Source organism: Ruania zhangjianzhongii, assembly GCF_008000995.1.
Taxonomy (GTDB): domain Bacteria; phylum Actinomycetota; class Actinomycetes; order Actinomycetales; family Beutenbergiaceae; genus Ruania; species Ruania zhangjianzhongii.
This window is the reverse complement of the sequence record NZ_CP042828.1, coordinates 3998546-4010155: the sequence shown is the minus strand read 5'-3', so window position 1 is coordinate 4010155 and position 11610 is coordinate 3998546. Positions and strand designations below refer to the sequence as shown.

Genomic DNA, 11610 nt, shown 5'->3' with positions numbered 1-11610 from the left:
GGTGGTGGTCACGGCTCAGCCTAGGGCGCACCGCCAGCGCCGTATCCGGTGCCGTGGGAGGCGGCGCGTTCTGGGTCTCGTGCGGATCAGGCCGTTAGACTGGCCGCGAAGGGGCGTGACTGGCGTCAGAGGTGGAGCACCACCGGGAAGCGGCCCTGTTGATCATCTCCTCCAGCACCGAACGCCTGGGTGCCGCGGTAGGAAGCGCCGGCCACCGCCGTCGTCGACCTCCCCCACGACTGGAGCAGCTATGACCGACCAGATTCGCCTGACCCGCGCCCTCGTCTCCGTCTATGACAAGACCGGCCTGACCGAGCTCGCCACCGCCCTGCACGCTGCCGGGGTGGAGCTGGTCTCCACCGGGTCCACGGCCGGGGTGATCGCCGCCGCCGGGGTTCCGGTCACGCCGGTGGAGCAGATCACCGGCTTTCCCGAGTGCCTGGACGGGCGGGTGAAGACCCTGCACCCGCGGATCCACGCCGGCATCCTCGCCGACCGGCGGCTGGACTCCCACAACGAGCAGCTCGACGAGCTCGAGGTGGAACCGTTCGACCTGGTGGTGGTGAACCTGTACCCGTTCGCCGACACCGTCGCTTCCGGCGCCAGCGAGGACGAGTGCATCGAGAAGATCGACATCGGCGGGCCCTCGATGGTGCGCGCCGCCGCGAAGAACCACCCGAGCGTGGCGGTCGTGGTCAACCCCGGCCGATACGGCGAGGTCGTCGAGGCCGCCGGTGCCGGCGGGTTCACCCTCGCCCAGCGCAAGACGCTGGCGGCTGAAGCGTTCCGGCACACCGCCACCTATGACGTGCACGTCGCCTCCTGGCTCGGCGACGTGGTGGCCCCCGATGACGACGGCTCCGGCTTCCCGGGCTGGGCCGGTGCCACCTGGGAACGCGCCGAGGTGCTGCGCTACGGCGAGAACCCGCACCAGCGGGCCGCGCTGTACACCGACGGCGGCGCCGGCCTGGCCACGGCCGAGCAGCTGCACGGCAAGGCGATGAGCTACAACAACTACGTGGACGCCGACGCCGCCTGGCGCGCCGCGCACGACCACGGCAGCCAGCCCACGGTGGCGATCATCAAGCACGCCAACCCGTGCGGTCTGGCGGTGGGGGAGACGATCGCCCAGGCGCACCAGCGCGCGCACGCCTGCGACCCCGTCTCCGCCTACGGCGGGGTGATCGCCAGCAACACCGAGGTCTCCGTTGAGATGGCCGAGCAGGTCGCCGGCGTCTTCACCGAGGTGATCCTTGCCCCGGGCTACGCCGAGGGCGCCGTGGAGGTGCTGCAGCGGAAGAAGAACATCCGGGTGCTGCGCCTGCCCGAAACCGGTCAGGTGAGCGTGGAGACCCGGCCGATCTCCGGTGGTCTGCTGATGCAGCAGCGGGACGTGCTCGACGCCGCCGGCGATGACCCGGCCGCCTGGACCCTCGCCGCCGGCGAGCCGGCCGACGCGGCCACCCTGGCGGACCTGGCGTTCGCCTGGCACGCGGTCCGGGCGGCGAAGTCGAACGCGATCCTGCTCGCCGATGCCGGCGCCGCCGTGGGCATCGGGATGGGCCAGGTGAACCGGGTGGACTCCTGCCGGCTGGCGGTCGAGCGGGCGAACACTCTGGCCGACGGCGCCGAGCGCGCCCGCGGAGCGGTGGCCGCCTCGGACGCGTTCTTCCCGTTCGCCGACGGTCTGCAGGTGCTGCTGGACTCCGGCGTGCGCGCTGTGGTCCAGCCGGGTGGCTCGATCCGGGACGAGGACTCGATCGCCGCAGCCCGGGCGGCCGGGGTGACGATGTACTTCACCGGCACCCGGCACTTCGCGCACTGAGGTTCCGCGAGTCGCCGCGTCAAGCAACGCTGGCGGGCGGAAGTTGCTGAGGTTGCCGCCGATCCGGTCGATCTGCAGGAGGCCCAGCAGGTGCTCGCCGATATGGAGTCTTTGGGTGCGTGGTGACGTGCGCCGGTTGCGAGTGCCGACGGACACCCGGGGGCACGAGCAGCACGTGAGCGTGTCGAGCTGACCACTGCCGCGACGATCGATGAGTTGCTCGACGAGGTTCGGGGTCCATGGTGACCCATACCTCCTGGACTCGTCAGCGGCCCGTCGGCGCTGGCAGGTTCTCGGGGTACACCACGTCGATCTCGGTGATCGAGCGGGGAAAGTCTTTGCGGTTATTGGTGAGGAACCGATCGGCACCTGCGGCCACCGCCGTGGCCAGGTGTGCCGCATCCGTCGCCCGAAGCCCGTACGAGACGGCCAGGGACAGCGCGAGGCGTGCTGCGCCGTCGTCGAGTGGAAGCAGCTCCAGGCGACTCAACAGGCCGATCAGGGCGGCAGTCTCCGCCGAGGTCGGGTCCTGGCGCATCGGCTTGGCCAGCACCTCGGTGAGCAACAGCACCGACCCCGTGCCGACGATGCCCCGAGCGCCGGTGAACACCGCGGCAACGCGGATGCCGAGCGGGTGGTCCGCAGTCGCGGCGTAGATCAGCACGTCGGCATCGAACGCGGTGAGTTCCCTCATCGCGCGTTTCTGTCGGCACGCACCGACGTGACCAGTTCCTCGGCCCGCTCGGCGGTCAGGCTCGGTGGCGGGATCGGCTCGCGGCGGGCGTGCTCGAGCCGCTCGTTGATGAGGTCGGCGTCCTTCCACGCTTCGAGCGCGCGACGAGACCGGAGCAACTCGGGGGAGACGAGCACCGCCACGACGCGTCCGTGCCGGGTGATCTCGACCGACTCGCCCTTCGCCACCCGGTCGAGCTGGGCCGGAAGGGTCTGCCGGGCCTGGCTCGCGTTCACTGTGCTCATGTACAAATTGTACATCTACGTACAATTTGGCGGGTCGGGGCCCGGTGCGGTCCGGTCACGGCCGGTGTTACGCCACCGCTCGCGTCAGCCGTACGCCAGGATCGGCGGCCGCTACCCGGTCCAGCACCGGCAGCTCGCCGCGACCGAGCAGCTTGCGCACCGCCGCCACATCGCGGGGGGCGTCGGCGATCACGGCTCCGGTGAGCCGGTCGCCTTCCAGGCACAGCTCGGTCCACGGCGGCGCCGCCGGGTCGCCGCGGGTGATCCGGTCGCTGGTGAGCCGGCCGTAGACGGTGAGCTGGTGGCCGAGCTGGCTGGAGTTCAGGTACGGCGCTGGTTCGGCGGCGGGCAGCTCCTGGCCGAGCATCGCGCGCGCCAGGGCCGCCGGGTCGGTCAGCGCGGCCGACCAGTGCCCGCCAGGCACTCGGCCGAACAGGGGGTGGTCCCGCTCGGCCACATCGCCCACCGCCCATACGCCCGGCACCGGGGACCGACCACCGGCATCGACCAGCACCTGCCCACGGTCGGTCAGCGGCACGCTGCCGGCCAGCCAGCCGGTGTCCGGTCGTGCGCCGATCGCGCACAGCACCAGGTCTCCGGTCAGCGTGCTGGCGTCGGCCAACGTCACCTTCCCGTGCTCGACGGCGGTCACGGCGGCCTGGGTGTGCAGGCGCACCCCGGCCTCGGCGTACCAGGGCACGGTCCGTCCGCCCAGCTCCTCGCCGAGCTGACGCCACAGCGGCACGGGTCCAGATTCCAGCACCTGTACGGTGCTCCCTGCTCCGGCGGCCACCCCGGCCACCTCCGCGCCGATCCAGCCCGCGCCGATCACGATCACCTCGAGCCGCTCGGCCAGTGCGCGGCGCAGGTGTTCCGCTTCGTCCAGCGTGTGCAGGGTGAGGACCCCGGTCCACTCGGGTGGCCGGACCGCGTGGCTGCCGGTGGCCAGCACCACCTGATCGGCCGCGAAGGTGACGCCCCCCGCGGAGGTGACCTGAACGCCGTCGCCGGCAACGCTCAGCGAGGCCGCCCGGACCCCCAGGTGCACGTCGTCGGCCAGCGCGGCCAGGTCGTGTCCCAGGTCCTCGGCCAGCCACACCGGAGCAGGTTTGCTGAGCAGTTCCTTGGACAGCGGTGGGCGGTCGTACGGCGGGTGCTCCTCGGCTCCGATCAGCTGCACATGGCCGGTATACCCGGCAGCTCGCAGCTCGGCGACGGTGCGCAGGCCAGCCAGTCCCGCGCCCACCACCAGGACTCGGTCCGGATGAGCAGCAGTCGTCACGGCGCCCACGCTACCGGCTGGGCCCGGCGGGGCCGGTAGGCTCAGGGCCGATGAGCAGATCCCAGCCCGCCGCGGACGGTCCGGTCCGCCGCCGGCGGCGTCCAACGATGTGGGTCGCCCTGGCCGGGATCGTCCTCGCTCTGCTGGCCACGTTCCTCCTCGGTCCCCGGGCCGGCGGGGTGGCGCTCGCGGTCGAGCTGGTGGCGCTCGGCTTCGTCCGCGCAGTCGCCCGCCGCCCGCCGTACGGCATCTCGGCGCGTTCGCGCGCGTTCGACGTCACCGTGCTGATGGGCGGCGGGGTACTGATGGCCGTGCTCGCGCTCACTGCGCAGAATATGTGAGCCCGCCGCCCAGGGATGGCGGGTCAGCCGGTCAGCGGCCCGGCGTGGTGTCCGGCTCGTCGTCGTCCTTGCCGGCCTCGGCCTGCGGCTCAGCGTCGGTGGACTCGGCCTTGTCGGGCTGCGCCGGAGTGTCCTCGTCGTAGTCGGCCGTCACGTCGTAGTCCTCGGTGAAGGCGTCGTCCCGGCCGGTGCTCTCCTCCGGGATGCTGCCCGGGTCGTCGGCCGTGGCACTGTCCTGGCCCTCGCCGTCCAGCTCCACCTCGTGGTCGGTGTCCTCGCCGTCGTCGTACTCCTCGTCGACGTCCTCGTCCTCGTCGTAGTCCTCGTCGTCGTAGACGGGCAGCGGGTCCGGGGCGAACACGCTCACCAGCAGAGCGGCGATCACCGCACCGACGATCGGCGCCGCCCAGAACAGCCAGAGCTGACCCAGTGCCCAGCCCTCGGCGAAGACCGCACCTGCAGTGGCCCGGGCCGGGTTCAACGCTCCACCACTGAGGGTGTAGGCGGTCACCGACAGCGCGCCGTAGGCCAGACCGGTTACCACGCCCGCGGACACTCGCTTGCCGCCGACCCAGCGGTGCGCCATCAGCGCCACCCCGACGAACAGCGCGGTGGCGATCACCTCGATCAGCAGCACCGGTACCAGATCGGAGGACACCTGCCCGCTGGAGAGCTGGCCGACCATCGAGTGCTCGCCGTAGCCGCTGGCGTTGGTGTTGAACATCGCTTGCTTCGACGCCGCGCCCACCGCGGTGGGCAGCGCCGCCGGGATGGTCAGGAACAGCAGGCCTGCTGCGCCGGCGGCGCCGGCCAGCTGACCCACCCAGTAGACCAGCACGTCAGCCCAGGACGTCCGGCCCACGATCGCCGAACCGAGTGTCACCGCGGGGTTGAAGTGTCCGCCGGAGACATGCCCGAACAGGGCGATGGCCACCAGCAGCGCCACGCCCCAGGAGAGCATCCGCAGGCTCTCGTCCGGGTTGGTGATGACACCGCTGTACAGGGTCACTCCGAAGCCGATGAACACCAGCAGGAAGGTGCCGAGGAACTCGGCGGCAAACCGGGCGAACAGGCTCGGCGGAGCTACCGCCGTGGCCACATCGCCGGTGTCGTAGTCGACCGTGTCGGTCTGGCTGGTCATGCGAGGTCCCGTCGAAAGAAGTCGGTGAACAGCACCGATCTTTGCAGACGAGGCTGAGAAGTTGCTGAAAGCCGCCGCTGCCGGTGGTTCAGCTCTGCTCCGGGTCGACGGCGTGGCGCCGCCCGGTGAGGTAGTCCCGTTCCGCTGGCCGGGTGGTCAGGGCGATCGCCCGGTCGTAGGCGGCCGCTGCCGCTGCCGGCCGCCGGAGAGTAGCGAGCAGGTTCGCCCGGGTGGCCCAGGCCGGCTGGAACGCCACCGACTCCGGCACCGCCTCATCGAGAAGAGCCAGAGCCGGTGCCGGGCCGTCGGTCTCGGCCAGGACCGCGGCCAGCGCTGTCGCGCTGCCGTGGGTGGGCGCGAGCCGGTGCAGCGTGGTGTGCAGCTGCTTCAAGGTGGACCAGTCGATGACGGCGCCGGGCCGGCGGGCACAGTGCGTCGCCTGGATCGCTGCCTCTACCTGGAACCGTCCCAGGCTCCGCTGGGCGTAGGCCTCGCGCAGGTGCTGATGGGCACGGGCGATCAGCGTGGTATCCCAGCGGGCCGGGTCCTGGTCGGCCAGCGGGACGAAGTTCCCCGCTGCATCGGTGCGCCCCGGGGCGCGAGCGGCGGAGAGCAGCACGAGGGCCGCCAGGCCGCGGACCTCCGCATCACCTGGTGCCAGCTGCGCAAGCACCTCGGCGAGCCGTTCGGCCTCCGGTGGCAGCAGGCGTGGCTGCGGGTCGGAGGCGGCCCACTCGATCACGTACGCGCCGTAGACGGCTTCCAGGATCGCCTCCATTCTCCCCGGAAGCTCGTTCCGGTCCGGGAGGTGGAAGGTGAGCTGCAGATCCTTGATCCGCCGCTTGGCCCGCACCAGACGGGTTGCCATCGTCGCCTTCGGCACGGCGAAGGCCGCGGCGACCTCCGCCGCGGTGAACCCGAGCACCACATTCAGCATCAGTGGGGTGCGCACCCCCGGATCGATCATCGGGTGCGCACAGACCCCCATCAGCTCCAGACGCCGGTCCCCGATCGCATCGGGGTCCACGTCCTCGATGATCGCCGCACGGGCACCGTCCCGGTCGGGTTCCAGCGGTGCTGTGCGCTGCACCTCAGCGGACTTCCACCGATCCCGCTGCCGATTCCGGGCCACGGTCAGCAACCAAGCCTCCGGCTTGTCCGGCACACCCTGGTCCGGCCAGCTGCGCAACGCACGTTCCAGCGCGTCCGCGAGAGCGTCCTCAGCGGCGGCGAGATCGCCGTCCGCGGCCGCGAGCAGCGCCACCAGCCGGCCGTAGCCGTCCCGTGCCGCTGCTGCGGCCGCCTCGGCGGCGGGGGAGTGCCTCACGCCGGGCCGTGCGAGGTCCAGGTGCCATCGGCCAACGAGGTTGCCACCGGCCGGATCTCGACCGACCCGTAGCTCGCCCCCGGGCACTTCTCCGCCCAGGCCAGGGCCGCGTCGGCGTCCGGGACCTCGATGATGAAGACCCCGGCCAACGCTTCCTTCGTCTCGGCGAACGGTCCGTCCTGCACCTGGGTGCTACCGGTGCGGCGGGTCAGTGTGGTGGTGGCGTGGCTGAACTGCATGATGTCGGCGCCGATCAGCACCCCGGCCGCCTGCAGTGCCTTCCCGTAGGCGTCGAAGAGCCGCTCCATCTCCTCGAACCCCTCCTGGGGGATCTCGCCGGGGGTGGGCTCGTAGCTGTGCAGCAGCAGTGCGTAACGCATGGTGATCTCCTTTGGGTTGTGCTCAGTGTGTCGCCCCGAGGGCGTCTGACACAGTGATGACGATCGAGTGGCGCGGCAATCGTCACCGGGGCGCAGATATCTCGATGTCGAGTAATCTGTGGGGGTATCCAGGCCGAGAAAGATGTGAGGAGCTCGTCATGACTCAGCCCGTCAACGTGACCGTTACCGGCGCCGCCGGGCAGATCGGTTACGCCCTGCTGTTCCGGATCGCCTCCGGCCAGCTGCTCGGCCCGGACACTCCGGTCAAGCTGCGGCTGCTGGAGATCCCCCAGGGGGTGAAGGCCGCCGAGGGCACCGCGATGGAGCTCGATGACTGTGCCTTCCCGCTGCTCGCCGGGATCGACATCTTCGACGACCCCACCGCAGGGTTCGCGGGTGCCAACCTCGCCCTGCTCGTCGGCGCCCGCCCGCGTGGCCCGGGGATGGAGCGCGGCGACCTGCTCGAGGCGAACGGCGGCATCTTCGGCCCCCAGGGTGCGGCGATCAACGCCGGCGCTGCGGACGACGTCAAGGTGCTGGTGGTCGGCAACCCGGCGAACACCAACGCGCTGATCGCTTCCGCGCACGCCCCGGACGTGCCCAGCGACCGGTTCACCGCGATGACCCGGCTGGACCACAACCGGGCGCTGTCCCAGCTCGCCGCGAAGACCGGCGCCCCGGTCGCCGACATCAAGAACCTGAGCATCTGGGGCAACCACTCCGCCACCCAGTACTCGGACATCTTCCACGCCACCGTGGCCGGCCGCCCGGCCACCGAGGTGGTGGACGACCAGGCCTGGATTGCCGATACCTTCATCCCCACGGTGGCCAAGCGCGGTGCGGCGATCATCGACGCCCGAGGCTCGTCGTCGGCGGCTTCGGCGGCGAACGCCGCGATCGACCACGTCTACGACTGGACCCACGGGACCAGCGCGGACTCCTGGACCTCGGCCGGCGTCGTCTCGGACGGCTCCTACGGGGTGCCGGCGGGCCTGATCTCCTCCTTCCCGGTGCGCTTCTCCGGTGGCGGCTGGGAGATCGTCCAGGGGCTGGAGATCAACGACTTCTCCCGCGGCAAGATTGACGCCTCGGTGGCCGAGCTGGTCGAGGAGCGGGACGCCGTCAAGGGGCTGGGCCTGCTCTGACCCACCGCGCTGCGCGCTACTTCACGGGCCGCTCCGGGACTCTCCCGGGGCGGCCCGGGTCGTAGGTCCGCGGCGAAGTGCCCTGGTCAGGCCCGACGGGCCGCGTCCTTGGCGGCCTGTTTGCCCTCGACCCGGATCCGCAGCGCCAGCACCACCATGCTCAGCCCGAGCACGATCGCGTACCAGCCGACGAGCAGCACGAACGTGGCGAGCGCCAGGCCCGGCTGAAAGACCATCACGAGCCCGAACAGCAGGGTGATCACGCCGACCGCCACACCCCAGCCCCAGCCCGGCTGGCCGCGTCCGCGCAGCGCGCCGAGGGCGATCGTCAGACCGCCGATGATGGCCCAGATGGCGGCAATCAGCACCAACGTGCTCGCCGCCTGCAGGGGCTGGATCACCAGGAACAGACCTGCCAGCATGCCGATCACTCCGAAGGCAATCTCCCAGCCGGCGCCGGTGCTGCCCCGGCGCCGGACGCCGTCGATCACGGCGATGACGCCGTCCACGATCCAGAACACGCCGAGCCAGACCACCCCGACCACGACCGTGGCCATCGGCGAGACCAGCACCAGAATCCCGAAGGCCACCGCGATGATGCCGCGGATCAGGGAGTAGTACCAGAGCTCCCGCCCGAACCGGCCGCGCACAGTTGACGGTGATGCCGCCCTCATCTCCCACTCCCCATCTGATCAGGTGAGGCACCAGTGCCCCATCACGCCCAGTCAACTGCGCAATGGTGACGGTGGCAACCAGACATGCGGCGGGAGAGGTATCCAACTTTCCGCTCGTAGCACGAACGATCGTGCTATTCTCGGGCGATGGTGCGAGAAGAGCGCAAGGGGGCGATGACTCGACAGGCGATCCTGCACGAGGGCGTGCTGGCCGCCTATCGCGTGGGTCTTGGTGGCCTGACCATCGGCAGGCTCGCGACCGCTACCGGGATGAGCAAGAGCGGGCTCTATGCCCACGTCGGGTCCAAGGAAGAGCTGCAGCTCGCCGTGCTCGCCGAGGCGGCACGGGAGTTCGCCGAGCAGGTGGTGCTACCTGCACTCGGCGAGCCGCGCGGGGAGCCGCGGTTGCGGGCCCTCTTCGAGAACTGGGTGCACAGCGGACGCACCCGCGCACCGGGCGGCTGCCTGTTCGTCAAGGCCAGCGCCGAGCTCGACGAACAGCCCGGTCCGGTGCGCGACCAGCTCGCCCGCGACCACCGCCGACTGTATGACTCCCTCGCCCGCGTGGTGCGGACCTGCATCGAGGAAGGGCACCTGGGTGCCGATACCGACCCCGACCAGTTCGCCGCCGACCTGGACGGCGTGATGCTCGCCTTCTACCACTGGCACCGGCTGCTGGACGACCCTCGGGCGGAGGCCCGGGCGCGGACCGCGTTCGAGCGTCTGCTGGACCAGAATCGACCGGAGGAGCACCGATGAGTTCCGAGTCTCGCGCGACGGCAGCGGTAAGCCGAGGGCGATCGGGTGCCACGGCGCCTCGGCTGCGCGACCGGGCCCGCCTGGCCGGGATCCGGGCCGCGTTCGCCACCCTGGATCGTGTGGCACCGGAGGTCGCCGCCCGCTGGGCCGTGCGGCTGTGGTGCACGATGCCCGCGTCCGGCGGCCGCCGCCGCGATGAGCGCACCTCCCTCGGCGAGACGTGCCGCCTGCAGCTTCCCGGCGGACGCTCGGTGGTCACCGAGGTGTGGGGTGAGGGGGAGCCGGTGTACCTGCTGCACGGCTGGGGCGGATGGCGTGGGCAGCTGGGCGCATTCGTCGCACCGCTGGTGGCCGCGGGCCGGCGGGTGGTGGCCCTGGACGCGCCGAGCCACGGCGAGTCACCGCCCGGCGAGCTCGGTCCCCGGCGCAGCACGGTGATCGAGTTTGCCGACGCCCTGCACGCCGCCACCGCCCGGTACGGCCAGGCGAGCGGCGTCCTCGCGCACTCCCTCGGGTGTACCGCGGCCGCGCTGGCTGCCGCGGACGGGATGCCCGCGGGCAGGCTCGTCCTGGTGGCCCCGAATGCCGCCGTGCTGACGATGACCGATGTCATGGCGCACCGCCTTGGCTACACCGATCGCACCAAGACCCGGTTCGACGCCCGGTTGGCGAACCTCGCGGGGCGGCCGCTCGCCGACTTCGATCTCGCCAGGATGCACAGCCAGCCCCGCACCCTCGTGGTGCACGACCGCGCCGACAAGGAGGTGCCCTATGCCGACGGCGCCCGAGTCGCCGAGGCATGGCGGTCAGCCGAGCTGATGACCACCGACGGTCTCGGTCACCAGCGGATCCTGCGGGACGCCGGTGTGATCGATCGGGTGGCGGAATTTCTCAGCTAAGCCTCGGCGCTCGAGGGCGATGATGTCGACCTGATCAGGGCGGGCCGCGATAGGCAGTTCTGCCCATGGACGCGCGGTTTTTGCGAGCGCGTACTGAGGTAAAGTTGGCCTCATGTCCCAACGATTCAACGCCCCTCCGGGCTGGCAGGTGCCCGAAGGTTTTGTCCCTCCGACCGGCTGGCAGCCGGACCCGTCCTGGCCGCCGGCACCCGCCGGCTGGAACTTCTGGGTCGACGACGCTGCTTCGACTGCTGCTCCGGCATCCGGCGGGTACGGTCCGGCAGCACCCGGCGGCTACGGCGACGCCGGTGGGAACGGCGGAGGCCCCTCCCACGCCCCCGGATCGGCGAATGCGGCCCTGGTCGAGAGTCAGATCAAGGGGCACAAGCGGTCGATGCTGGTCGGCTTCGGCATGCTGGCTGCCACGATCCTGGTGACCGTGGTGACCTTTGCCATCGCCGCCTCCTCGCCGACCGGCGGGAGCTACTGGTTCCCCTGGTACCTCGGTCTGATCGGCCTGATCGTGGGTATCCGCGGAGCGGTCTCGCTGTCGAAGGCGAAGAAGGCCCAGGGGGAAGCAGCGGTCGGTGGTATGGCCGGCGCCTACGGTCCCGGCCCGCAGCAGCAGCAGCCCGCAGGTCCGTGGCAGCAGGGCCCTGGCCAGCAGCACGCTCCGGGTCCCCAGCAGGCAACCGGTCAGCCTCCGGCAGCCGGCCAGCCGCAGTCCGGCAACGAGCGGGACGACGACGGCCAGCGCTCCCTGGGCGACCTCTACCGCTGACCCATGCCGGCGTGAATCCAATCACGCGATACGTAGCGCGCCGAGTCGTGCTCCGGGGTATCGCCTCAGCGGGCTAGC

13 protein-coding genes and 1 riboswitch are annotated in these 11610 nt (G+C 71.2%); of the genes, 6 read left to right on the top strand and 7 right to left on the bottom strand.

What is annotated here, in order from left to right:
- The first annotated feature begins 105 nt into the window (after nt 1-105).
- Nucleotides 106-198: riboswitch (ZMP/ZTP riboswitch) on the top strand.
- 52 nt (nt 199-250) lie between these two features.
- Nucleotides 251-1825: a bifunctional phosphoribosylaminoimidazolecarboxamide formyltransferase/IMP cyclohydrolase gene (gene purH / locus FU260_RS18595; protein ID WP_147918398.1), complete on the top strand. Its 1575-nt coding sequence runs from the start codon at nt 251-253 to the stop codon at nt 1823-1825.
- 265 nt (nt 1826-2090) lie between these two features.
- On the opposite strand, the gene FU260_RS18590 is transcribed toward purH, so the two are convergent.
- The 3 genes from FU260_RS18590 to FU260_RS18580 form a co-directional block, all read right to left on the bottom strand.
- Nucleotides 2091-2519 (bottom strand): type II toxin-antitoxin system VapC family toxin, encoded by a 429-nt coding sequence (locus FU260_RS18590; protein WP_147918397.1) that lies wholly within the window; start codon nt 2517-2519, stop codon nt 2091-2093.
- A complete protein-coding gene (locus FU260_RS18585; protein WP_168211853.1) occupies nt 2516-2803 on the bottom strand; it encodes a type II toxin-antitoxin system Phd/YefM family antitoxin in 288 nt (95 codons plus the stop codon). The genes FU260_RS18590 and FU260_RS18585 overlap by 4 nt, the downstream gene beginning before the upstream one ends.
- 67 nt (nt 2804-2870) lie before the next feature.
- Nucleotides 2871-4085, bottom strand: coding sequence for an NAD(P)/FAD-dependent oxidoreductase (locus FU260_RS18580; RefSeq protein WP_147918395.1), 1215 nt, complete (start codon nt 4083-4085; stop codon nt 2871-2873).
- A 50-nt stretch (nt 4086-4135) separates the two neighbouring features.
- On the opposite strand from FU260_RS18580, the gene FU260_RS18575 reads away from it, so the two are divergent.
- Nucleotides 4136-4426 (top strand): DUF3017 domain-containing protein, encoded by a 291-nt coding sequence (locus tag FU260_RS18575; protein ID WP_147918394.1) that lies wholly within the window; start codon nt 4136-4138, stop codon nt 4424-4426.
- A 31-nt stretch (nt 4427-4457) separates the two neighbouring features.
- On the opposite strand, the gene FU260_RS18570 is transcribed toward FU260_RS18575, so the two are convergent.
- The 3 genes from FU260_RS18570 to FU260_RS18560 form a co-directional block, all read right to left on the bottom strand.
- The gene (locus FU260_RS18570) at nt 4458-5567 is read right to left on the bottom strand and encodes an MIP/aquaporin family protein (protein WP_147918393.1); all 1110 of its coding nucleotides are present in this window, start codon (nt 5565-5567) and stop codon (nt 4458-4460) included.
- An 88-nt stretch (nt 5568-5655) separates the two neighbouring features.
- Complete coding sequence (locus FU260_RS18565) at nt 5656-6894, bottom strand: RNA polymerase sigma factor (protein ID WP_147918392.1); 1239 nt, start codon at nt 6892-6894, stop codon at nt 5656-5658.
- Nucleotides 6891-7274: a YciI family protein gene (locus tag FU260_RS18560; RefSeq protein ID WP_147918391.1), complete on the bottom strand. Its 384-nt coding sequence runs from the start codon at nt 7272-7274 to the stop codon at nt 6891-6893. Before FU260_RS18560 ends, FU260_RS18565 begins: the two co-directional genes overlap by 4 nt.
- A gap of 158 nt (nt 7275-7432) precedes the next feature.
- Between FU260_RS18560 and FU260_RS18555 the strand changes: the two genes are divergently transcribed.
- Nucleotides 7433-8419 carry a malate dehydrogenase gene (locus FU260_RS18555; RefSeq protein WP_147918390.1) on the top strand — a complete coding sequence of 329 codons (987 nt, stop codon included), beginning with the start codon at nt 7433-7435 and terminating at the stop codon, nt 8417-8419.
- An 86-nt stretch (nt 8420-8505) separates the two neighbouring features.
- Here FU260_RS18555 and FU260_RS18550 read toward each other — a convergent pair whose 3' ends face one another.
- Nucleotides 8506-9093, bottom strand: a complete 588-nt coding sequence (locus tag FU260_RS18550; RefSeq protein ID WP_147918389.1) for an HdeD family acid-resistance protein — start codon at nt 9091-9093, stop codon at nt 8506-8508.
- 147 nt (nt 9094-9240) lie between these two features.
- Here FU260_RS18550 and FU260_RS18545 point away from each other — a divergent pair, with 147 nt between their 5' ends.
- The 3 genes from FU260_RS18545 (at nt 9241) to FU260_RS18535 (ending at nt 11532) form a co-directional block, all read left to right on the top strand.
- Nucleotides 9241-9852 carry a TetR/AcrR family transcriptional regulator gene (locus tag FU260_RS18545; protein WP_147918388.1) on the top strand — a complete coding sequence of 204 codons (612 nt, stop codon included), beginning with the start codon at nt 9241-9243 and terminating at the stop codon, nt 9850-9852.
- Nucleotides 9849-10751, top strand: a complete 903-nt coding sequence (locus FU260_RS18540) for an alpha/beta fold hydrolase (RefSeq protein WP_147918387.1) — start codon at nt 9849-9851, stop codon at nt 10749-10751. Before FU260_RS18545 ends, FU260_RS18540 begins: the two co-directional genes overlap by 4 nt.
- A 112-nt stretch (nt 10752-10863) precedes the next feature.
- Nucleotides 10864-11532: a DUF4175 domain-containing protein gene (locus FU260_RS18535; RefSeq protein ID WP_147918386.1), complete on the top strand. Its 669-nt coding sequence runs from the start codon at nt 10864-10866 to the stop codon at nt 11530-11532.
- Nucleotides 11533-11610: the final 78 nt, after the last annotated feature.

Bases quoted from the DNA above. Each gene is read 5' to 3' on its own strand.
- FU260_RS18545 (WP_147918388.1), top strand. From the start codon at position 9,241: ATGGTGCGAGAAGAGCGCAAGGGGGCGATGACTCGACAGGCGATCCTG.
- FU260_RS18550 (WP_147918389.1), bottom strand. From the start codon at position 9,093: ATGAGGGCGGCATCACCGTCAACTGTGCGCGGCCGGTTCGGGCGGGAG.
- FU260_RS18570 (WP_147918393.1), bottom strand. From the start codon at position 5,567: ATGACCAGCCAGACCGACACGGTCGACTACGACACCGGCGATGTGGCC.
- FU260_RS18575 (WP_147918394.1), top strand. From the start codon at position 4,136: ATGAGCAGATCCCAGCCCGCCGCGGACGGTCCGGTCCGCCGCCGGCGG.
- FU260_RS18590 (WP_147918397.1), bottom strand. From the start codon at position 2,519: ATGAGGGAACTCACCGCGTTCGATGCCGACGTGCTGATCTACGCCGCG.
- FU260_RS18560 (WP_147918391.1), bottom strand. From the start codon at position 7,274: ATGCGTTACGCACTGCTGCTGCACAGCTACGAGCCCACCCCCGGCGAG.
- FU260_RS18555 (WP_147918390.1), top strand. From the start codon at position 7,433: ATGACTCAGCCCGTCAACGTGACCGTTACCGGCGCCGCCGGGCAGATC.
- FU260_RS18585 (WP_168211853.1), bottom strand. From the start codon at position 2,803: ATGAGCACAGTGAACGCGAGCCAGGCCCGGCAGACCCTTCCGGCCCAG.
- FU260_RS18540 (WP_147918387.1), top strand. From the start codon at position 9,849: ATGAGTTCCGAGTCTCGCGCGACGGCAGCGGTAAGCCGAGGGCGATCG.
- FU260_RS18535 (WP_147918386.1), top strand. From the start codon at position 10,864: ATGTCCCAACGATTCAACGCCCCTCCGGGCTGGCAGGTGCCCGAAGGT.
- purH (WP_147918398.1), top strand. From the start codon at position 251: ATGACCGACCAGATTCGCCTGACCCGCGCCCTCGTCTCCGTCTATGAC.